The following is a 23,085-nucleotide window of genomic DNA, read 5'->3' as shown; positions in this document are numbered from 1 at the left end:
CATATTACCAAAAAGTCCTTATGGCCCAGGTGGTGCAGGTTTAGTTTCCTGTTAAGGTTACCATTTTACTATGGCCGGTGAAAGATAGGAAATTAATGCATTTCATTGAAGAGGCAGACTACTGCAGCAGTAAGTTCTCAGGAAAACTATCGGCATAATGTAAACCGATTCCCCGTGACCTTAATTCCTCCGTGACTTCATCAACAATCAGCTGATTTTGTTCACTCTCCACAACCCGGCGAATCACAATTTCGACAATCTGCTTAGGATAATCAGTAGCAGCCTGCATATAAATACTCAGGTCATTTTGTGTATTATCTCCGACCAACACAAAATTTTTAGCCGGGAAAAGCATAATAATTTCTTCGAGAATTTTCAGCTTATGTAAATCCTTACGTGGAAGCTTTCTTCCGGTTAATACATGGCGCATTTTCCGGAAGTGTTTCAGAAAGACCGGCCCGGGCGGTAAGTTATTCTGGCGAAGGAAACGGTAAATCAACGGGTAAAGGTTTTGTTCGCTGTTCGATAAGTAAAACAGTGCTGCCCCATCTTCGTGTAAACGGTTCACCAACCGGACCATGTTATCAACGGTTTTCCGCTTTTCAACACGGGTCAACATTAAGGTTTTAAATTTCAGAAGCTTTTTCGAAATAAACGAATGGAGTAACGTATCATCGATATCTGAAATGACCAGCGTATGTGCATCCAGATGACGGACCTGCCGGGTATACAAATTTTCCGGGATGTGTACTTCCTTATTTCCGAAAATGCGAACTTTCTTTAAGCAAACCGGTGTTTTCTTAAAATTTCGCTTACCGAAAAAAAGACCGTTCCCGTCTGTTTTCATTTCGATGGCGGCAGAGTCAAAAATCAACTCGACCCGGCAATTCCGACATCGGCTGGCCAGATACAAAGCGGATAATCGCCGGAAGGTTTCCATCCGGGAATAATCCGTGAATGAAAATTTCCGGTAACGGGTATAAATCAACTGCCCGAAAACCAATGTTGTACTGCCGTTTGAAATGGCATGAAAACTAAGCAATAACGGTTTCTTATTCCTCATCTTCACCTCCTGCCACAATGATCTTTACAGCCGATTCAACCATCGATATTGTCAGATGATCCAATTTGCCAATGTATTCACCGTCAATCTGAAAATCAACTTTCCGGTCGATGGTAATCTCAGCCTCCTTGCAGCTAATAACATCGGAATACATCTCTTCGTCGAGAAACAGTTCGAACTTGCTCAGCCCCAAATTGATCAAGTCCTCGGGCTCTATTTTCCGAAAATTGCATATTTCGAAAAGACCGTCCGACATGGAGCCATTCCGTGAGAGATAAATGCCGGTCCCAAATTTACGGGCATTGGCAAAAGCCAACATGTAACCTTCTTTTTGATACTCACCTTCGGGCGTTTTGATGGTATACCGCATCAGTTCACTTTCCTGAAATGCGCGAAACAGATGCCTGGCGTAACCAACCATTCGCCTATCGCCCGATTTGGCATAGTTTTTCACAATCAACGCATTGACACCAATGTCTCCCAAATGTATCCCCAGATATTTATGGTTAAATCGAAGCAAATCAATTGGCCGTGAAGTCTGTCCATTAACTGCCAACTCTACTGCTTCGGGCAAAGTACCTGGAATAGCCAGTTCGGTTGCCAAACCATTGGCCGATCCCAACGGCAAAATGCCTATCGGGATCTCTTCATTGAGCAGGTTTCGGGCTACCAGCAAAACAGTACCGTCCCCGCCACATGCAACCGCCCTGTCAGGACGGTACCAATCGATTTCATGACGCAAAGCTTCATCATCATTCACCCCGGTCGTATATCGAAATTTGAAATCAAATTTCTCTCTCACCGCGAGCCAGTGAATCCGGAGGACGGCTTCATCCTTATCAATGCCTCCGGAAACAGGATTTATGACAAACAGAATTTTTCCCATTCAGCCAGGTTCAATGATCTCTGATAACACTACATCTATCGATTATAAAGGGAAAATAAGGATTGTTTGCGATAAGAACAAATTTTTCATCTACAGCCGATTCTAATTCCCCGACCCCTGTTATTCTCTAAAATGAATATTTTCAATATCTGTGGCCCTTTTTACGGATACAACATCCTTGATGTCGTTCCATTCCCACGCAACAACCAGCAGAAATACAATCAGCACACCTGCCAGAAAAAACAATAGTTCACGTGGAGTTGCCCGTTGAATCTTCATGGTCGATTAATTTTTTAAATATCACTTCATATAAACACAAAAAGGAAAGCTTACCTAAATAACAGGTAGCTTCCCCTTTTCACGCCAATAGTAAGATAGGAACATAGTATGAACTGTACAAGAATTTTAAAAAGTTATGCCTATTATATGAACATATTTCTATTAGATGATGAAAACAGATAGAAAAGGGACGCCATTACACTATCTGTTACTTTTCACTTATTGCACAACGAAAACCAGTATTGAACAGCGACGTTTCAATCCGAGTAAATTTATTGACATAATAATGCAATATTCTTCTTCCAACTCCAAAAAGTAATGAACAATTTACCCCTTCATTATTCGCTGATTTCCTTATTATTAAACAATTTATTTACAAAAAACAGCCAAAATAGTTAATAACTGTTAATCCAATTCCTGGCATTGTCCCCCCCTTTAGCCGTAACTTTTTCGAAACCTAAGAAAACTAAGTGGCTATTATTAACTACGCTAATCATTCTAACGGGCATCTTTTAAAACCCCATTATGAAAAAAAGAGCCATATCCGGGATAATGATTTTTATATTTCTTTTTGCTTCCCCCGGGGGAGCAGGTATTGTGGATGACTATTCTTCCCCCGAAAAGCTGATCAAAATCGAGACATCCCTTAAAAACAGCCCTGCTACCCAGCAACTGGTCAAGCACTGGCTGATTGGAGGTACCGAAGGTTACATAACTGCCTGGTATTACCACGATAAACTGTTCCTCCTCGAGGAGTCCAGCTCTGAAGAAGGAGGCATGATGAAGCAGTCATATTTCATCGATGATCAGCAATTGCTGATGGCTTCTTTCATACGGATGGAATACGGATACAGCCCGCAGCCGGATGAAGTAAGGTTCATCGACATACGCCGTTGCTACGATGACGGAACATTGCAAACGATGTTCCGTCGATCTGACTTCCTCAAGCATCTAACCCGTAACTGGACAATGGCTCTTAACGAAGAAACGAATGTTCCTTTCGAGAAGGTCGATTTCCAGCAAGGCGCTTATTATGCAATGGATTTAAGACAATTGGAGTATTTGCGCCTCCGGTGGGAAAAGCAAGGAGTTCTTTTACTAATGGAGCACGCGTCTAACATGCAGCAGGACCAACCCCTGGAAGCTACGGCCCCTTTACTGGCGCAGAAGTGAACAAATTACAGTTCGCGCAAATAACGGCATAAATGATAAACCGAATAAAATGTCTCTTCACTGTCCGTTGTCCGGACCTGCCAACATGATGGTTCTGACCGGACGGTGATTTCAATATTGGTATCCGCTCCGTTTGTTACTTCCAGTCCGTTTCTCTCCAACGCTTTTTGTGTCCACAATAACCCTGAACCCGTTCCGGTCAATCGTACCGCTTGCTTTAGATGCCGTTTGATACGAAAATCACCCTTTTCCATATCGAAAGTCAGGTCGGACTTTTGGAACAGTAACGGAAATTGACCATTCAAAATCAGATCTTCCGGCGCCCCCTGAACCACATCATCCTGTAACATCAACCAAATCATATCGACTTCGCTGACAGCAATATTCAAATCGTGCGTGGAAAAAATGATGGTTTTATTTTTCTCACGTGCCAGATGATGGAGTATACTGACAATTTCATATTTATTCGGAACATCCAGAAAAGCGGTGGGTTCGTCGAGAACAATGATATCGGTGTCCTGGGCCAGTGTACGGGCAATCATGCCCCGCTGACGTTCGCCGTCGGAAATTTGGTTGATGGGCCGTGTTTGGTAACCGTCCAATCCCACCATCCGAATGGATTCATTGACAATCTGCAGATCTTCCTCCGTTAATTTGCCAAACCAGTTGGTATGCGGAAACCGTCCCAATGCCACCATCTCGAAAACGCTGAGATTCGCGACGCGGATAATTTCGGTTGAAACAAAGCTGAGCATCGTCGCTAATTCCTTTTCCCGGTAGGCACTGATGGACTTTCCGGAAACAGAAATATCGCCACTAAGGGGGGGCTGAAATCCGGCAAGCGTTCTCAGTAACGTACTTTTACCAATCCCGTTTCCACCAATAAGAGCAACGAGTTCTCCTTTTTCAGCGCCTAGCGAAATCCCGCTTTTTACAATACGCTCTTTGCCTCGCGAATCGCGGTAACCTACCGATACATGATCCAGTTTTATGGTCGTGCCCCCGCTCATATCAACTCAGGGCTCCTACTGTTTTCTTCCGCAAAATAATCCAGACAACCACCGGAATTCCCAGCAACGCAGTAACTGAATTAATCGGCAAAGTTGACTCTGAACCAGGAAGTTGTGAAATAATATCGCTGAAAAGCATGGTAACCGAACCAAGCAAAATGGAACCTGGAATCAAGCGTTGGTGACGTGCTGTTCTCAACGCCATCCGGACGATGTGCGGAACGGCAATGCCAATAAAACCAATGGGACCGCAAAATGCGGTTATACTACCAGCCAGGATACAGGTAGAAATAAAAATCAATACCCGGGCTAACTGCACATTCATTCCCATGCTTCGGGCATAATCTTCGCCCAACAAAAAGGCATCCAGTAACTTGGCAGAAATAATGGCCAAAAACAATCCCAACAAAACACCCGGCAACAGCACATGAAGTTGTGCATTGGTTACACTTCCCAAACTTCCCATGGTCCAGACCACAAATGACTTCAACATCGATTCGTTACTGAAATATTGCATGATATTAACAATGGCCGATGTGGCACTGGAAAAAAGAATGCCTAATATCAAAATGGTCATGATGTCTTTTACACGAGCTGAAACAGCAAGGATCAATAGAAGAATGATAGCTGCTCCAATCCAGGCTGCTCCGGCAACCGACCAGGCACCCATTATGTTGAATGCCCCGGCAGCAAATAAATTTCCAGTGCCTAACACCAGAAGTGCCACCCCCAAACTTGCCCCCGAACTAATGCCCAACACATAGGGTCCGGCTAATGGGTTGCGGAAGACAGTCTGCATTTGCAATCCGGCAACTGACAATGCTGCTCCGGCCAACAAAGCTGTTAACGCTTTAGGCAAACGGAATTGACGAACGATGGTCACCAATTGTGAATCGACCTGACCTGGAGCAAAAAGCGCTTTTAAAATATTACTGAGCGAAATATGATAGGAGCCAATAAACAGATCAAGTACGAAAAATATGACAACCAAAACAGCCAGCAGGAAAAGACTTCCTTCCGGACGATAACTTCGTTTTGATTTTGCTGGGCCCGTTTGATCCATCTGTTAGTTTAATTGCCGGTAAAAATACAATTTCCCATCGGTCACTTTATCGGAATGAAAGATGGTAACCAAATCTTTCAGAATCAAATCAGGCCGGACAACCCCTTTTTCCCAATAATCATTACCTCCTCCGGCACTCGTTCGGGCGTTATTGTTGTATACCGCATGCTTTTTCACGGGTGGCAAAGATGAAAAGCGCCCGTCGACTGACCGCAAATCTTTGATTGAAGCGGCCGTCCCACTGTTAATCCAGAAATCAGCTGATTTCGCTTTCATGAAAACATCTTCGATTGACACGACAAAAGCATCGCGGGAGGTGTTCCCATGCCAAAGATACTCACCACCAGCATCGCGAACCAGGTTAGCCAGGTTGGATTCTCCTCCGGCCATCCACCAACTGTCCTTCCAGGGTAAACCAGCTAATATTTTCGGACGATAATTCACATCTGCCACTTCATCCTTAATTTGACGGTAGCTGCTATCAATCCGGTTGAACCACTTCTTCGATGCCGCTTGCTTTCCATAGATAGCACCTACGAACTTTATCCATTCACATTTCGCCATTGGGGTACTTTCGAGGTATTCGCCCACCAGCATGACCGGAACGCCCAAATCGTGAAGTTTATTTAATTGAGCGCTTACCTCTCCGTCAACACCGTAGGTTAACACCAAATCCGGTTTCAAACTCAGTAACAATTCATAATTCAGGCTCTGCGCATATCCTACTTCCGATAATTTATTATCATGATATCGTTGAATTATTGATGAATCGGAAACGAGATTGATATCGGGAATTCCCACCAACGAAGAAGTTTCGTTTAATGCTTCCAGGAATCCAAGTTGTGTTGTGGAGAGACAAACGACCCGCCGGACAGGTATCCGCACAATGTTCTTCCCTTTCAGCAATGACGGGACCTTTTGATTTCGGGGCACCAGATAGTAACTGTAGGAGATACCGGACGACTTCTGCCATGGGTTGAGCACCGTCAGTTTTTTATACGTTTTAAAATCTTCGATGGTAAATCCCCGCGCATATTTCACTGAGGTTGATACAGATGTAGATTTCCCTTCAGGTGAAGAGTGTTTTTTCGATTTGCATCCAAACAAAAAAAGTAGAATGGATAAAGCCAGAAATAAGAGTTTACGAACCATCCGGTGAAAATTTTCTCAAAGGTAAGCCTAACTTTCGTTATCGAAAAATCAACGCCCGGTTCTTAACCGGACTTTCATCACTTCTCTGGCCTTATCGGTTTTTACCGCAATGAAATAGATTCCCGAATTGTGATTTCCAATGGATACCCTTACCGGTTCGTTCGTCAGGTAACGTACTTCCTGATGTAACGTCCTTCCCATTATATCCATAATAGATACCACGGCATTTGCCTCCGGTCCGTTGTTCAGCAAATACACATAGTTGTTCAACCCGCCGGTCGGGTAATAAACTTCAAACTGTTTATCATGAAGGTTGGTACCGACGACATCCATCCCCAACACATTGCAGGCGTGCGCTTTGATCAGCAACGACGTCTTAATACCAATATCAGGAATCTGATCGAACGGAACCCAGCCATTGTTATATAAGGCGTAGGCAGTGTTCACTGGATTGGTAACCGCATCCCGGGCGGGCGCATTAAAAACGGCAATACTGTCCTGAAGATTATTGTAATCGAGATCGTAACCGACGTAAAATGTACCGGCGGTTGTTATCGGATTTGTCAACGGAATGTAATTCATCGATGAATCCTGTAAAGTCTTTATCGAAACCGATTGTGTTGCAATGATATGTTTGGGCAAACCAGTCGCCGGATCGGCATCGTACACATTCAGATTGAAATATCGTCCCGCGGATATCGGACTGGTAGCCGCCTGACTGAAAGCGATGGCCACAGCCTGCAATTCCGTCTGAGCCGATTGATCGAACTTTTCAGCGTAAGCGGTGATACCCAACGAATTTTTCCCGGTTATATATCCGGAATTGTCAGACAGCTTTTGTTTCACGTACTTTTCGCCGTACTGCACATTCGAAAACAGCTCGCAGGGATTGGGATTTGTTACATACGGATCCAAGCCATTGACAAAGGTACTACCGGTATTGTTCGGGTCAAGCCAAACTGCCAGCTGCATGGTGTCGGCGCTATAATAACTCCACTGCCTGTTCAGCATGGCGAAGTAATCGTTGATCGGATCTTCACAAGTCGCTGCTCCACCGGTTAGTGTTCCGATAAACTGAAAACTATTGCTAATCAAACCACTTCCGGAAGAGCCTGCTTCGGTCGTTCCCACATCCCAACGATGGATGTGCCAAAAAGCATTGGAAATGTACTTGGTCGAAAAGGAACCGACGCCTGGTGAATCATAGTCACGCGATATCTTCTTCACATCTCCGTTAGGATGATGGATGGCAAAAGTTGATGCAGGAACGGAAGCGCTGTTATTCCAACCGGAAAGATACGGACGATATTCTGCAGGCGGTGGAGTATTCATGACAACCAAAGCAAAATCCAGCGAATCGGAACGTGCTTTCAGAATGGAACCCGAAACAGTTTGATCGACGTATCCGTCAATGCTCCCCAGGTTTTGACCGCAATCGGGACTTTCGTAATTGAAATAGAATACGGTTTGCTCGGCATCGGTTTTTGAGCCTATGCAATGTCCTGCGGTTATCAGATAAGGAGTTTTATCTTCAGTAACATTATTCACCATTGTTCCGGAGCAGAGTTCACTCCCTGATATAATTAAACGTACTTCAGATTGTTTTTGCACGGCCAAATCTTCTGCCGGGGTGCAATAGACGTCAACATTACACAAGCCGGCTTGCCCCAGCGGCCGGTCGCCAAATGCATTCTTGTAATCGTGATTGACCTTGGTGATATGCAGCTGTCCCGGAAATTCGGCATCTGCCGGCTCATCATACTCTACCACCATCTCGTCTCCGGCCAAAGGCCGAACGGCAAGAGTTCCATACCCCGACTCATTATTCGCCGTAAAGGCGCCCAACACTTTTTGATGATCAGGACTGTAGATAAAAAGTTTAGCGTGATCGGGCAGCTTGAATTGATCAAAAATGATATTGAGGGAATAAGCTCCCAGCGATAAAATCTTCACCCTCCAGATTTTCGTCCCATCATCAACCACCGTCCAGGTTCCCGAATTCTGCGGAGTAATATCGACGTTGAAGGTATGAGCAAACTTGTAGGGTTTAAGCCTTAAGCCACTTTGCGGCTCTGCTTTTATCAACTGCCTGCCAGATACATGCTCCATCCGGACAACCGGAACCACGGTAGCCGCTTTTTCTTTTAAGGAAAAGGAAGCGGGCCGACCTCCATAGGAAATCTGTGCAGTCATAACCTCCGGGAAAAGAGCCAATCCAAATGCCAACAAAATGAAAATCACATACCTGTTCATAGAAGGGAAAGTATTTATAAAAGTAAATATAAGAAACTTCGTTAATCAAAAACGGTCGCTTTTCATGGGCATAGCTATTTTGTTTCCCGGAATCGTTAATTTTATCGTCCAAATCGTACTTATTGGTGAAATATTTTCACTGGTAGTAAAAAGCACAAAATATTTATTATGAAAGTCTTGGTTATTTATGCCGACCGGTTTGCTTACGAGCCTGCCATTAAAAATTTAGAAGAAGTAGAAACCATTGAAAAAGGGTCAGCCTACGAAAATTGCATTGTTGCTTTTATCCATATGGAAGAAGGTGACGAAGAGAAGACCGTGGCCAGCCGGGAGAAAAAACTGGTGAACCATTTGAAATGGACAGCCCGGAAGAATGATACACAGCATATCATCCTGCATTCATTTGCCCACCTGTCGGAATCAAAAGCTTCGCCCGAATTTGCCAGGGCCATTTTCGACGCAGCCGAAAAACGCCTGCAGAATGCTGAATACCAAACAGCGCAAACGCCTTTCGGTTATTTCCTCGATTTGGATATCAAAGCACCGGGCCACTCACTGGCACGCATCTGGGCTACGTTGTAAGATCAACTTTTTCTTCGAAGCAATACCACCCAATCGTTATCGCGGTCGGAAGGAGCACGTCCGAAATCAATCCAGCCGTCTCCGGTGGTCGTTTCCACTGTTCCCTTTTGCAAAGCGCCACCGGTACGTGGATTGAACCAGGAAACGCTGTAGGTTTCCCCGGGATTGTTCACCTTAAAGCGTGACCATGTTGTTTTTTCCGCCAGGTATAAAACATAGGTTTTTCCGGGATATGCCAGACAATAGGATTGTTCTCTGTCGTTGGTGATAACCAGGTTATCGGCAGGTTGCATGTTCTGGAATGGCACATATTGTTGGAAAAAATCCGTTGCAATTTTCGTCTGTTTCCACAGATTCTCGCGCGAGCGCCAGTTTTCACAGTTCAAATCGTTATTCAGAAACTTATATCCGAAGTACCACTCCACTCCTGCCCCGCCAGCCATTAAGCCAGCCCAGAGACATTGGTGGCGTATCGTATCGTGCTGCGCATCGTTTTGGTCGGGCAAAGCACCTTTCCATGCCGGCCCGATTTCATCCATGGTTAAGACCCATTTGTGTTTCGTGGTATCGGAATTCTGCCACCACTTTTTCGTTACCTGATGGACATCGTACGGATTGCCCACCTGCAACGAAACGCCGTTCAGCGATTTGAACCCGAGCATAGGAATGAGCACTTTGTCACGATTCGTATTATCGGAATGTGTATGAATAACAATGGGATGATGATACGGATCGATTCCGGCCAAATACGATGCCATCGCTTTCCGCTGCGCATCATTTTGTCCGTTAGGCGTCCAGTCTGCCGGGCCGTTTTCCTCGCCTAAATTCCAAATCAAAGCCGGATGATAACCAAACCGGGCGACCAGTTCACGGTAGTAAAGTTTTCGTTGTGCATCGGTATTTCCGTTATCGAGCAAGGTCTCATTCTCGGTTTCCTGCGTTACTAAGTGTTGCGAAATTCCCATCGAATCCATGTAGTTGAAAACGATTTCCCATTGGTCAAGCTTGGAGCAATCGAAACGGTAACGCTCGTTTCTGCGCGACCAGGGCCATACATCATCGCCATCACCCTGCACATTCATGGTCAGGAAATAGACCGAATTCATTCCCTGGGAAGCGAGATAGTTTAATGCGCCGATAATTCCTTTCCCCTTGTCTCCGTGCCAAACGGGATCGCCTGCATGCCAATCCTTAACATGCGGTCCGTACTCATGCAATTTCGGACCGGAGCCTGCTTCCCCTTCCCGTTTTTCCTGCTGTCCCGGCTTGTAGGTATCGTCAAATCCGGCATACGCCAGAAAATTCTCCGGACTGTCAGCTCCAGCTTTTAAGAAGTATTTGCCGGAACCGGCAAATTTCAAATAATGTCCGCCGGTATATTCAAGCCTACCTTGTGCCCGGAAGTCGCGTCCTGATTTATCCGATGGAGCCACTTCAAAACTACCTTCGAATCCATCGGGATTCACTTTCTCACCTTCCAGTTCCAATTTGTCGGCAATGGCTACATTTAGGCCTTTCACAAATGAAATCTTGTAGTTCCACGTGCCGGTTTTATCCGGGCAAAACCTGATTTCCCATTTGTTACCATAATTTGCTCCGGTTTCGGCAGCACGACCATCGGCAGCAAAAAAGCCGGGTACCACATAGGTTTTATTCCCATTGGTAAAGGTTGCTTCCAGCCGGTAATCAAGAAACGGATTGTCTGCCGAGAATTCAGCGACTAACGGCCCTGTGATCATTAAAGTAACAGTATGCCAGTGTTTTAACTGTCCGGTGACTTTTACGTCGGGTTCGCGGTGGTGGTGGCAGCTTGTCAACGAAAACACAGCAATTGCCAGGTAAAGCAAGAATATTCTCCGCATATTAAATAATACTTATTTAGTACAATAACCTGAAAAATAGCTGTTTTATTGTTTCAGCCTACAGCTCATAACGGTATTATCCCGTTCTTTTCTGCGTTCAATTTAGAAAAAGAGATGCTAATCATCAACCAAACAGTAAATTATATTCAACAAACAGGATCTATTCTTCCATATCAACATTCATGCGATTACGCCATTGTGCCAGAGCCCATCCCATGACCAGGCTGGTGACCAGAATAGCGACCCCAAGAATTCCACTCTCTATTTCATGCACTTTGAATTCTTCAGGGATATCGAAGAAAAGAAGAATAGATATCAATCCGCGGGGAGCGATGAAAACTTCAGGAAAAATATCTTTCCCTACTACGGTCCGGAATATGACAAAACGTATGAGGTACAGAATTACCAGAAAGGCGAAACTGAGCAACAATACCTGCCAGTTCAATACATCGCCTATGGAAATGGCCATGCCGAAGACCACAAAGAAGAAGGACCGGACCAGAAACGAAGTTTCTTCTGTGATCATCTTAAAGCTGTCGAACAGAACGCCAATGGCTTGATGGTCGAAGTATTTGGATAGCTTCCCACGGATAAACAAAAACTGGTTGCGCAATACCAGACCGAATACGAGAATAATGAGCAATGAAGAAAGGTGAAAGATTTTTCCTTCAGCATACAGAAGAATCAACAGCGACAGAAACAGAAAGAATTTCGTCTTGATAACGACTAGTTTCTGAAAAATGTAGAGCAGGATAAAACTACCGATGAATGAGATCAACACCGTCAGGCTAAGATTAGCCGTCACATTTCCGATAATCTCCCAAAATCCGTTGGCATTGGTATTTTCCAGTAAAATATAAAAAGCCATGATCCCGAAAATATCGGAAAGCGTACTTTCATAAATCATAAACTCCCTGCGCGAACGCGTCATTTTATGCACGCTGGGAATAACGATGGCTGAACTAATAATGGCCAGTGGAAGCGAGTATACCAATGCGACCATAAATTCAAGTCCCTGAACCACCATCATCATCATTCCGGCAAAGCCGAAAGTGGTAATATTCAATGTCAGAAACGCCACAAGGGTTGATTTCCAGATAACCGGCCATCGTTCCGGCGACAGCTTTAAATCGAGTGCCGCCTCCAGTACAATCATGATGAGACCTACGACCCCCAGCAGCTCCAGTGTTGGCATAAATGCCTGTTGGAACCCGGAAAGGTCGAAAAAATATTTCACAACCATACCCAACGTAATCAGCATTAATACGCTGGGTATATTAGTTTTATTACTTAATATATTAAATATAAATGAAGTAATAACAATCAAACAGGTGACTATGATGAAATGATAGGTATCCATGTTGGTAGCGTATCGTTTGGTCCTAAAATAATATGAAACCATGTAAATATAAAAAAGGTTGTCACGAATTAACGAAGCGACAACCTTTTTTTAGTGTATAACAGGTATTCCTTAACTTATCGGCTATAAACCCTCACTTTTGCTTCTCCTCTTGCCACATTCAGCGCATTCATAGCTAACGCCTTCATTTCATCCTGTCCCGGATAAATGTATACCTGGCTAATGAAATCGACCCGCTCGCGAATCAGCGACATCAGGGTTTTATCGTATGCCATTCCGCCGGTAATCAGAATACCATCCACCCGTCCTTTCAGCACCGTGGCCATTTCTCCGATTGCTTTCGATACCTGGTAAGCCAGCGCATTATGATAGAATATGGCACGCTCATCACCCTCGTTAACTGCCATTTCCACATCGCGGGCATCGTTGGTCCCCAGATAGGCAACAAAACCACCTTCACCGGTAATCATTCGCTTGATTTCCTCCTTGGTGTATTTATTGCTGAAGCACATATCAACTAACTGGCCTGCAGGCAAGGTACCGCTTCTTTCGGGAGAAAATGGTCCTTCACCATCGAGTGCGTTATTTGCATCGACTACACGGCCGTTGTTGTGCGCACCGATGGAAACTCCACCGCCCAGATGGACCACAATCAGGTTCATGTCGCTGTAAAGTCGTCCTAATTTGGCTGCATGTTGCCGGGCAACTGCTTTCTGGTTCAGTGCGTGGAAAATCGAACGACGTTCGAAGTTAGGATGTCCGCTCACTCGGGCAATATCATTCATTTCATCGGTTACAACCGGATCGGCCGTTAGGGCCAACGAATTGGGGATTTCCTTTGCCAGCTCGTAGGCAATCATCGAACCCAGGTTGGAGGCGTGCATTCCGCTAATGCCTATTTTGCAGTGCTCCACCATCCGCTCGTTGATTTCATAGACGCCTGATTCCAACGGATAGGTCAAGCCTCCCCGACCAATAACCGCTGACATGCTATTCAAATCAATGCGATCGGCTTTCAGTTCTTCCAGAATCGCATTCTTCCGGAATTCGTACTGCTCGGTTACCGTTTTATACTGCTCAAGCTCTTCTTTTGAGTGCCGTAGCGTTTTCAGAAAAATACACCGTACATCTTCGTACACCGCAATTTTTGTAGAGGTAGAACCGGGATTGATAACCAATATATGTATATTTCTCATAAGATTAATTAATTACTTAGCCAGCATCGCTGCCAATGCAATAGAATATAACTTAGTTTCGATAGAATCTCCGCGCGAAACGAGGACTGCAGGAACTTTAGCTCCAACAAGCGAAGCTGCCGATTCAGCACCTGCCAATTTTGTGTTTGTCTTATAGAATACGTTACCGGCATTCAAATCGGGGAAAAGAAGGCAATCGGCTTTTCCAGCCACCTCACTTTTAATGCCTTTAATTTTTGCAGATTCCTCGTCAATCGCGGCATCAAGGGCCAACGGGCCATCCACTACGCAGCCTTTAATCTGTCCGCGTTCGTTCATTTTCGACAGGAGTGCCGCTTCGGAACAGGATTGCAGCCCCGGCAATACCAACTCAGTTGGAGCGATGGCGGCCACTTTAGGGTTGTCAATTCCCAAAGCTTTAGCGGTCTGCACCATGTAATTAATCATTTGCACTTTCTGCTTTAAATCCGGCTCGGGAATAATCGCCACATCACTGGCAATAATCAGTTTATGATAATGTGGGTTCTGGAGCGCCGTTACATGACTCAATACCGCTCCCTGAGGTAACAACCCGTTTTCCTTATTGAGAATGGCACGCATGAATTTATCGGTGCTGACCAGCCCTTTCATAATAATGTCACCTTCGCCATTGTTGATCATGGTGATCGAGTCAGTAGCAGCCAACTGCTCATTAGGCTGATGGACAATTGTAAATTTGGCCGGATCAATATTTTCATGACGGCAAACCCCTTGGATGACTTTCTCATCTCCCACCAAAATTCCTTCAACCAATCCCAGATCAATAGCCTTGCTGATGGCTACAATGGTATGTTCGTCGTTGGCATAAGCGGCAATTAATTTGCGCTTTGGACGGCCTTGTACCGCATCAAAAAGATCTTCCAGTCGATTAATTCCCATAGGATAATCTGTTTTATAAAATTCATTTAACATGTTCGCTTCGAAACGGCGACAGCCGGTGTCATTCTTCGCTATCCACTATAACAATCAACTGCACAAAATGACTGTGGAACTTATCCATCCGTTTACACATGTTGAAATTACGAAATGAAATATTCCCAAAACCTATGAAATGTTAGGATTTGGCTTGATATAATATACTCTTAAACTATTACTTTCAGGATGATAGAAAAGCCCCGTCAAGATAAGAAAATTCATCTTATGCCATGGCGGGGCTTTACAATTCAAAACTTTCGCTGAAAATTTCGAAAGGAACTATCTTTAATTTGAATTCATTCTACATTAACAAGATTATAGGTTTCGCGGGCAATAACCAGCTCCTCGTTGGTGGTAACGGTCATCACAGTTACATGCGAGCCCGGAAGCGAAATGATTTCATCCTGACCATGTAATCCTACATTCTTCTCGTCATCGAAGATGATTCCCATGTATTGTAGATTCTTACAGACTAAATCCCGTACGTAATCGTTATTCTCACCAATTCCTCCCGTAAATACGAGAATATCAAGCCCATTCAATTCAGCAGCATATGCCCCAATGTACTGCTTTACCCGGTGAGCATACATCTGCAATGCCAAACGGGCCCGCTCGTTTCCTTCGCGGGCAGCCGTCACCAAATCACGCATATCAGATGAAAGTTGCGAAACGCCTTTCACACCACTTTCCTTGTTCAGCATGTTGTTGAGTTCGTTGCTGTCCATCCCTTCATGGCAACCGATGTACAACAATGCTCCCGGATCGATCGAACCACTTCGCGTTCCCATCATCAAACCTTCGTTGGGTGTGAATCCCATCGAGGTATCAATCGATTTACCACCATTGATGGCAGTAATAGAGGCGCCGTTTCCTAAGTGGCAGGTAATAATTTTCTGTTTTTTGATGTCTCTTTTCAGAAACCGACAGGCTTTCTCAGCAACATATTTGTGGCTGGTTCCATGAAAACCATACCGACGGACCCGCAAACGCTCATAATAATCGTATGGTAACGAATAGAGGTAAACATCCGGCGTCATGGTTTGGTGGAATGCCGTGTCGAAAACGGCTACCTGAGGTACGCCGGGAAGCAGTTCTTCCATTGCCTTAATTCCATCGTAGTTGGCCGGATTATGTAGTGGCGCCAGTTCGAAACAGTCGCGAATCCCCTTCTTTACATCTTCGTCGATAATACGCGCTTCGGTAAATGTTTCGCCGCCATGTGCTACCCGGTGCCCTACCGCCTCGATATCTTCCAGCTTATTCAAAACACCTACCTCCGGATCGGTAAGTATCCTCAGGATAAGCCCAATGCCAGTTTTGTGATTTTTAATTTCGGCCTTCACCAGGTAATCTTCCTGGTTTGGGACTTTGTGCAACAAACAACTTCCTTCGATACCAATGCGGTCTACAATGCCTTTGGCCAGCAAGTCGTCGCTTCCGCTAACCGAAAGCAGCTGGTATTTGATAGACGAACTTCCACAATTCAGGACAAGGATGTTCATTTTGGCTTGATTTATTGGTTTGAAAAAAGCGCTGGTAATTTTACAACCAACGCTTTTATATTGCATTCAATTAATGACTCTTAACAATGGTTTCGGTGTCAATCGCAATCACAAGTTCTTCGTTGGTTGGGACAACAACCACTTTTACGCGTGAGCCTTCTTTGCTAATTACCTGTTCCTTGCCCCGAAGACCATTATTCAGGTTTTCATCGAGTTCAATTCCCAGAAATTCCAAATCTTCGCAAATACCTGAACGGGTAATGTCGGCATTTTCGCCAATTCCTCCGGTAAATACCAGCACATCAATTCCTCCCATAGCCGCGGCATACGAGCCAATGTATTTCCTGACACGGTAATCATACATTTTCATGGCCAGCTGAGCGCGCTCGTTACCATTTTCCAGGGCAGCAATTTCAATATCACGTGCATCGGACGAAACGCCGCTGATTCCCAGCATCCCTGCATGCTTGTTGAACAACGTGGATGCCGACTTGGTACCGATTTTTTCCTTATCCATGATAAAGGTTACCGCACCCATATCAATATCTCCGCTTCGGGTTCCCATAATGAGACCTTCAACCGGAGTGAATCCCATGGAGGTATCGACTGATTCTCCGTTTTTCACGGCACAAACCGAAGCGCCGTTTCCAAGGTGACAGCTGATAATCTTTGAATTTTTTTGATCTAATCCTAATATTTCAACTACTCTGCGGGTTACATACCGGTGACTGGTTCCGTGAAAACCGTAACGACGAATACCATATTTAGTATACAACGCATAAGGAATTCCATACATGTAGGCATGTTGCGGCATGGTTTGATGGAATGCCGTATCGAATACGCCTACCTGCGGAACATCGGGCAATAATGCCTGCATCGCATAAATTCCTTTCAGGTTCGGCGGGTTGTGCAAGGGAGCCAGCTCTACGCATCGCTCCATCTCTTCAATTACCTCGTTGTTGATGAAAACACTGCCTTTGAAGGCTTCACCCCCGTGAACCACGCGATGGCCCACAGCATTGATTTCCTCGAGGCCCGTCAGGCATCCGTGCTTCTGACTGGTCAAAACGCCCAACACGTATTCAATCCCGATTTTGTGATCGAGAATTTCACCTTCGAACTTCACTTTGTCGCCCGACTCCTTTTCATGTTTCAGGAAGGAGCCCTGCATCCCAATCTTTTCCACAACACCTTTGGCCAGCACAAGCTGATCAGCCATGTTGAAGAGCTGGTATTTAATGGATGAACTTCCGCAATTAAGTACTAATATCTTCATTTAATTGTTTTCTTTTTATTCCGGCAGCAGGAGGTTCATGCCTGGTTTCCGGTAAAACCCCGCCGCAGCGAATTAAACATTGAATGTTTTGAAATGCTCGTTATCAATGATATTCCCGTCCTCGTTGTAGGAATAGAATCCTGCGCCAACTTCACGGCCCATGCGCTTAGCACGAACCAATCGTTTCAGAATCGGGGAAGGTTTGTATTTTGCCCTGCCAAATTCGCTGTACAGGTTGTCCATCCAGCGAACCATCTTATCCAGTCCGAGAATATCGGCGAGCTCGAACGGACCAAAACGCATTCCAAAACCGATTTTCATCACCTTGTCAATGTCGGGAAGCTCTCCGACGCCTTCCATCAGTACCTCACAAGCTTCATTCAGCAACGATGAAAACAGACGAATGGAAATCAATCCGGCAGCTTCTTCTACCGGAATCACCAACCGGTTCACCATCGTCACAAACTTCTTCACTTTCTCATACACATCTTCCGACGTGTACAGTCCTCTTACCACCTCACATACACGGGCTTCGGGCGATTGCACAAAGAAATGCAGGCTCACACAACGCTCCCGGTATTTTAGTTCCGAAGAAAGCTCGGTGATAATAATGGTCGTTGAGTTGGTACCAATGATACACTCCGGGCTTACCACTTCCTCGATGCGACGGAAAACGTCTTTCCGCTCATCCACTTTGCGTTCTTCATGAGACTGCGAACGAATCGCTTCGATCACAAAGTCACAATCAGCCAGTTCTTTGTAATCCAGAGTTCCCTTGATGCGGGCCATGATTGCTTTCTTCTCGCTTTGGGTCATCCCCCAGTTGTTGATGCGCTGATCGAGTACCTTGCTCATCTGGTCGTACGCTTCCCGAATCTTTTCTTCCGAAAGCTCAATGAATACCACTTCAATACCGTAAACACTGGCAATCCGGGCAATATTCTGTCCTACACTACCGCATCCAACAATTCCAATTTTCGAAAACAGTGTTTTAATTTGCTGCTTTTTACTGAGTCCAAAAAGTTCTATGGGCTCGACCTGAATCTCTGCCATTTTTATATCGAAATCAAATATGAAATATCTCTGTTCGTATTTTCCTTTCAGGAAAAATCAATTGTATTCGTTTATTGTGCCTGGTTGGCAGTAATGGCGACCATATTCACAATGTCACTTACCGAACACCCGCGCGACAAATCATTGATGGGTGCAGCCATTCCCTGCAGTACCGGTCCCACAGCTTCAGCGCCAGCCAAACGCTGCACCAGCTTGTAACCAATATTACCGGCCTCCAGTCCGGGAAAAACCAGCACATTGGCCTGACCGGCCACTTCACTTCCCGGAGCTTTTAATTCGCCAACCTCTTTTACCAGGGCTGCATCCAATTGCATTTCGCCGTCGATTTTCAACTCGGGTGCCATGGATTGCGCCAGCCTGGTTGCCTGAACAACTTTGTCTACCAAATCGTGTTTGGCGCTACCTTTTGTCGAGAAGGAAAGCATGGCTACTTTTGGCTCCATACCCACGATTGCTTTGGCCGTTTTGGCTGTGGTTACCGCAATTTCGGCTAATTGCTGTGCATCCGGATCGGGCATTACCGCACAATCAGCAAATACCAGTACGCCATCGTGCCCAAATGATTTATCCTTCAGGAACATCATGAATGCCCCGGAAACAACACTAACACCCGGCATGGTTTTCACAAACTGGAAAGCTGGACGCAACACATCGCCAGTAGCATTAATCGCACCGGCAATCTCTCCGTCAGCATCGCCAGCCTTGATCATCATCGGTCCGTAGGTCAACGGATCATTCAGCATATCCAATGCCTCTTCCCTGGTCAACCCCTTCTTCTTCCGGATTTCCACCATCATATCAGCGTAAGCGTCACGACGACCGCTGGTTTGCGGATTGATAATCTCTGCACCATCAATATTGGCGCCGCATTTCTTTGCTTCATGAGCAATCATATTCGGGTCACCCAGCAAAACAATGCGCGCAATACCTTCCTTCAGAATAATGTCGGTGGCTTTTAATGTCCTAATCTCCGCTCCTTCCGGCAGGACAATCGTCCGGTTCAACTTCCGGGCCTGCTCTTTAATCTGATCCAATAATTTCATTTACTATATGTCGTTTAAAACTTTTGACTTCAACCTTCAAAAATTATCGCAAAATTACGGAAAATAGCCTATTCTTAAAATGTAACAAAGTCATGTTTTCGTTAACGAATGATAACTTACTCTAATTTTACATCCTTAGGCGATTCGCGACGCCCTGGTAGGTTGTATGACAACTTCAGGATTAAAACAAAACTACCAAAACAGCGCTCTAATCCCTAATTTACAAGGCGTTTAATGCCTATAAATAAATTGATAGCCGCATTCCCGATCTTTTGTATCTTAGCTTCACCAAATCATTAAAACATGTCAAGTACCGAACGATTCGAATCACTGGCCCGTGAACTGGAGGGCGAACTCTTTACCGACCAGGTACACCGCATCATCTACGCAACCGATGCATCATCCTATCGGGAAAAGCCCGTGGCCGTGACCATTCCCAAAAATAAATCCGATATCATCCGCATTCTGAAATATGCCCGCGAAAATCGGCTCTCGGTTATTCCGCGTGCTGCCGGAACATCATTGGCGGGACAGGTAGTAGGAAGCGGCATCGTGATGGATATTTCCAAGTACATGGACCGCATTCTGGAATTTAACCAGGAAGAAAAGTGGGTGCGTGTGGAGCCGGGCGTTAACCTGGCGGAGTTGAATATCTACCTGAAACCTTACGGATTACAATTCGGACCGGAAACCTCAACAGCCAATCGTTGCCGCATTGGCGGCATGCTGGGAAACAACTCCTGTGGACTGCATTCGCTCATCTACGGAAGTGTACGTGACCATATATTGGAAGTGGAAGCTTTCCTGGCCGACGGTTCGGAAGTCACCTTTGGCCCTTTATCTAAAGAAGAATTTGAGGCCAAATGTAACGGTGATCCGGAAAAGCTGGAAACGAAAATCTACCTCCAGTTGAAAGAGATGCTGGAGAATGAAGATACCCGCCGGAAAATCGAGGAGGTTTACCCTGAAAAGAGTGTGACCCGCCGTAACATGGGCTATGCCATCGACATCCTGATGGACACTGACCCGTTTATTGGAAACGGGGTGCCATTTAATATCGCCAAGCTGTTGGCAGGCTCCGAGGGAACCCTTGCCTTCTCCACTTCCATCAAGTTGAACCTGATTCCGCTTCCGCCGAAAGTAAAAGGAGTGATAGCTGCGCATTTTGCCTCACTGGAGGATGCTTTTCGCGGGAATATCGTAGCGCTTAAACACAATCCGGGTGCCATCGAGATGATGGACGACATTATTATTGAGTGTACCAGGGAAAATATTGAACACAGTAAAAGCCGGTTTTTCCTGCAAGGCGGGCCAAAAGCCGTGCTGGTGATTGAATTTGCCCGCGATACGAAGGAGGAAATTGAAGCGATTCACAGGGCGCTGGTGAAAGATATGGAAGAGGCCGGTTACGGCTATCACTTCCCCCTCATCTTTGGTGACGAACAAATTCAGCGGGTCTGGAACCTGCGTACGGCCGGTCTCGGATTGCTATCCAATATTCCGGGCGACCGGAAAAGTACTACGGTTATCGAAGATACAGCGGTAAGTCCTTACAAACTGCCGGAGTACATGGCCGAATTCCAACAGGTACTCGACGGTCACGGATTACAATGTGTTTTTTACGCGCACATTGCTACCGGGGAAATCCATCTGCGTCCGCTGTTGAACCTGAAGAAGAAAGAAGACCAGGAGCTGTATTCTACATTGGCACAGGATGTGGCCGGCCTCGTAAAAAAATACCGGGGTTCCCTTTCGGGAGAACATGGCGACGGCCGGTTGCGCGGTTCATTCATCCCGTTTATGTTCGGAGAAGAAATCTATGATCTTTTCAAGGAACTGAAGAAAACCTGGGATCCGTGGAATATCCTCAACCCGGGTAAAATTACCGATGTGCCGCCCATCACCCAAAATCTTCGGTACAACCTCAACAACCATTATCCGGAAGTGGAAACCGTGAGCGATTTCTCTTCCACAAAAGGATTTTTGCGGGCGGTGGAAAAATGCAACGGTTCGGGCGACTGCCGCAAATCGGAGGTGGTGGGCGGAACCATGTGCCCCACGTTTATGGCGACGCGCGATGAAAACAAATCGACACGCGGAAGGGCCAATATTTTGCGCGAATTTCTGCACCATTCCGAGAATGACAAACCGCTCGATCATCCGGAGGTTTACGAGGTGCTCGATTTGTGTATTTCGTGTAAAGCATGTAAAGCCGAATGTCCGTCGAACATCGACATGGCGAAATTCAAAGCCGAATTCCTGCAATATTATTACGACGAACACGGTGCGCCGCTTCGCTCAAAGTTGATTGCCTGGTTGCCCCGGATGAGCGGATTGATTTCCTTCTTCGCTCCCATTTCCAACTGGAATATGAACATGGGCCTCACCAAACGGTTAATTGGATTTCATCCCAAACGTTCGATGCCGGCCTTCACGAGTAAAACATTGAAAGGCTGGGCAAACAAAAACCGGCAACCGAAGGGTTCGAAAGGCAAAGTATACCTCTTCGCCGATGAATTTACCAACTACCAGGAATCGGATATCGGCATCAAGGCCATTCTGTTGCTGACGAAATTGGGCTATTCCGTGGAAATACCGAAACATCGCGAAAGCGGACGGACGTTCCTGTCGAAAGGATTCATGCGCGAGTCGAAGAAAATAGCCAATGACAATGTGCGTATGCTGAAGGATAAGATTTCGGTGGAAACACCGATGATCGGTATTGAGCCATCGACCATTCTTACCTTCCGGGACGAATACCCCGAACTGGTAGACGAACCGTTACGCGAAGCTGCCGTATTATTGGGCGAAAATGCCCTGCTGTTCGAAGAGTTCTTCGTGCGAGAGATGGACAAGGGAAATATCACACCGGAATCATTCACCACGGCCCAACGCGAAATCAAATTGCACGGACACTGTCAGCAAAAAGCGGTGGCCTCCACGACGCCAACGAAACAAATGCTTTCGCTGCCGCCCAATTACCAGGTGAGCGAAATCAAATCGGGATGCTGCGGGATGGCCGGTTCGTTCGGTTACGAAAAGGAACACTACGAACTGTCGATGCAAATCGGCGAGATGGTACTTTTCCCGGAAGTACGGAAATCGGCGGGCGGAACCATTATTACGGCCCCTGGAACCAGTTGCCGTCACCACATCAAAGACGGAACCGGCCGGAAAGCCATCCATCCCATCGAAATCATGTACGAAGCGCTGGCGTAAGCCCGATGAAAATATACTGTTCCTAATTGGGCGTATCACAATTGCGGTGCGCCCAACCTTTTTTCCGGTTGACCATAATCAACAGCCTGATGGAGCCCAAAGGATATCATCCCTTTTTGAATGTTATGATGAGAGATG

Annotated in this window: 18 protein-coding genes; 3 read left to right on the top strand and 15 right to left on the bottom strand. The window is 45.7% G+C overall.

All coding sequences use genetic code 11. The annotated features are described in order from the left end of the window. Nucleotides 1–118 precede the first annotated feature (118 nt). From GJU82_RS02815 to GJU82_RS02805, 3 genes are all read right to left on the bottom strand, one after another. The gene (locus tag GJU82_RS02815) at nt 119–1,063 is read right to left on the bottom strand and encodes an App1 family protein (protein ID WP_153630763.1); all 945 of its coding nucleotides are present in this window, start codon (nt 1,061–1,063) and stop codon (nt 119–121) included. Further along, nucleotides 1,053–1,949, bottom strand: a complete 897-nt coding sequence (locus tag GJU82_RS02810; RefSeq protein WP_153630762.1) for a diacylglycerol kinase family protein — start codon at nt 1,947–1,949, stop codon at nt 1,053–1,055. The genes GJU82_RS02815 and GJU82_RS02810 overlap by 11 nt, the downstream gene beginning before the upstream one ends. A 120-nt stretch (nt 1,950–2,069) precedes the next feature. Continuing rightward, nucleotides 2,070–2,228, bottom strand: a complete 159-nt coding sequence (locus GJU82_RS02805) for a hypothetical protein (protein ID WP_153630761.1) — start codon at nt 2,226–2,228, stop codon at nt 2,070–2,072. A 525-nt stretch (nt 2,229–2,753) separates the two neighbouring features. Here GJU82_RS02805 and GJU82_RS02800 point away from each other — a divergent pair. Then, complete coding sequence (locus GJU82_RS02800) at nt 2,754–3,401, top strand: hypothetical protein (RefSeq protein WP_153630760.1); 648 nt, start codon at nt 2,754–2,756, stop codon at nt 3,399–3,401. Nucleotides 3,402–3,406: 5 nt separating this feature from the next. Here GJU82_RS02800 and GJU82_RS02795 read toward each other — a convergent pair whose 3' ends face one another. Genes GJU82_RS02795 through GJU82_RS02780 form a run of 4 tightly spaced genes read right to left on the bottom strand, consistent with a single transcriptional unit; the run spans nt 3,407 to nt 8,879 of the window. Then, nucleotides 3,407–4,411, bottom strand: coding sequence for an ABC transporter ATP-binding protein (locus GJU82_RS02795; protein ID WP_153630759.1), 1,005 nt, complete (start codon nt 4,409–4,411; stop codon nt 3,407–3,409). A gap of 1 nt (nt 4,412) precedes the next feature. Continuing rightward, complete coding sequence (locus GJU82_RS02790; RefSeq protein WP_153630758.1) at nt 4,413–5,474, bottom strand: iron ABC transporter permease; 1,062 nt, start codon at nt 5,472–5,474, stop codon at nt 4,413–4,415. A 3-nt stretch (nt 5,475–5,477) separates the two neighbouring features. Beyond that, nucleotides 5,478–6,626 (bottom strand): ABC transporter substrate-binding protein, encoded by a 1,149-nt coding sequence (locus tag GJU82_RS02785; protein WP_153630757.1) that lies wholly within the window; start codon nt 6,624–6,626, stop codon nt 5,478–5,480. 48 nt (nt 6,627–6,674) lie between these two features. Further along, nucleotides 6,675–8,879 (bottom strand): T9SS type A sorting domain-containing protein, encoded by a 2,205-nt coding sequence (locus tag GJU82_RS02780; RefSeq protein ID WP_153630756.1) that lies wholly within the window; start codon nt 8,877–8,879, stop codon nt 6,675–6,677. A 168-nt stretch (nt 8,880–9,047) separates the two neighbouring features. Between GJU82_RS02780 and GJU82_RS02775 the strand changes: the two genes are divergently transcribed. Continuing rightward, nucleotides 9,048–9,461: a threonyl-tRNA synthetase editing domain-containing protein gene (locus GJU82_RS02775; RefSeq protein ID WP_153630755.1), complete on the top strand. Its 414-nt coding sequence runs from the start codon at nt 9,048–9,050 to the stop codon at nt 9,459–9,461. A 2-nt stretch (nt 9,462–9,463) separates the two neighbouring features. Here GJU82_RS02775 and GJU82_RS02770 read toward each other — a convergent pair whose 3' ends face one another. The 8 genes from GJU82_RS02770 to pta form a co-directional block, all read right to left on the bottom strand. Next, nucleotides 9,464–11,323: a DUF5060 domain-containing protein gene (locus GJU82_RS02770; protein WP_153630754.1), complete on the bottom strand. Its 1,860-nt coding sequence runs from the start codon at nt 11,321–11,323 to the stop codon at nt 9,464–9,466. 160 nt (nt 11,324–11,483) lie between these two features. Next, a complete protein-coding gene (locus GJU82_RS02765; protein WP_228488761.1) occupies nt 11,484–12,683 on the bottom strand; it encodes a cation:proton antiporter in 1,200 nt (399 codons plus the stop codon). 116 nt (nt 12,684–12,799) lie between these two features. Then, nucleotides 12,800–13,879: a butyrate kinase gene (gene buk, locus GJU82_RS02760; protein WP_153630752.1), complete on the bottom strand. Its 1,080-nt coding sequence runs from the start codon at nt 13,877–13,879 to the stop codon at nt 12,800–12,802. A gap of 12 nt (nt 13,880–13,891) precedes the next feature. Further along, nucleotides 13,892–14,797: a phosphate acyltransferase gene (locus GJU82_RS02755; protein WP_153630751.1), complete on the bottom strand. Its 906-nt coding sequence runs from the start codon at nt 14,795–14,797 to the stop codon at nt 13,892–13,894. Between the two features lie 332 nt (nt 14,798–15,129). Next, nucleotides 15,130–16,335 (bottom strand): acetate/propionate family kinase, encoded by a 1,206-nt coding sequence (locus tag GJU82_RS02750; RefSeq protein ID WP_153630750.1) that lies wholly within the window; start codon nt 16,333–16,335, stop codon nt 15,130–15,132. A gap of 70 nt (nt 16,336–16,405) precedes the next feature. Then, the gene (locus GJU82_RS02745) at nt 16,406–17,611 is read right to left on the bottom strand and encodes an acetate/propionate family kinase (RefSeq protein WP_153630749.1); all 1,206 of its coding nucleotides are present in this window, start codon (nt 17,609–17,611) and stop codon (nt 16,406–16,408) included. A 72-nt stretch (nt 17,612–17,683) separates the two neighbouring features. Next, complete coding sequence (locus GJU82_RS02740) at nt 17,684–18,664, bottom strand: 3-hydroxyacyl-CoA dehydrogenase family protein (RefSeq protein ID WP_153630748.1); 981 nt, start codon at nt 18,662–18,664, stop codon at nt 17,684–17,686. Between the two features lie 71 nt (nt 18,665–18,735). Beyond that, on the bottom strand, nt 18,736–19,728 hold the full coding sequence (gene pta / locus GJU82_RS02735) for a phosphate acetyltransferase (protein ID WP_153630747.1): 993 nt from the start codon (nt 19,726–19,728) through the stop codon (nt 18,736–18,738). Between the two features lie 303 nt (nt 19,729–20,031). Here pta and GJU82_RS02730 point away from each other — a divergent pair, with 303 nt between their 5' ends. Then, nucleotides 20,032–22,947: an FAD-binding and (Fe-S)-binding domain-containing protein gene (locus GJU82_RS02730; protein WP_153630746.1), complete on the top strand. Its 2,916-nt coding sequence runs from the start codon at nt 20,032–20,034 to the stop codon at nt 22,945–22,947. Nucleotides 22,948–23,085 lie beyond the last annotated feature (138 nt).

The organism is Prolixibacter sp. SD074, assembly GCF_009617895.1.
Taxonomy (GTDB): Bacteria; Bacteroidota; Bacteroidia; order Bacteroidales; family Prolixibacteraceae; genus Prolixibacter.
The sequence above is the reverse complement of the archived record's forward strand: the minus strand, read 5'-3'. Positions and strand labels throughout refer to the sequence as shown.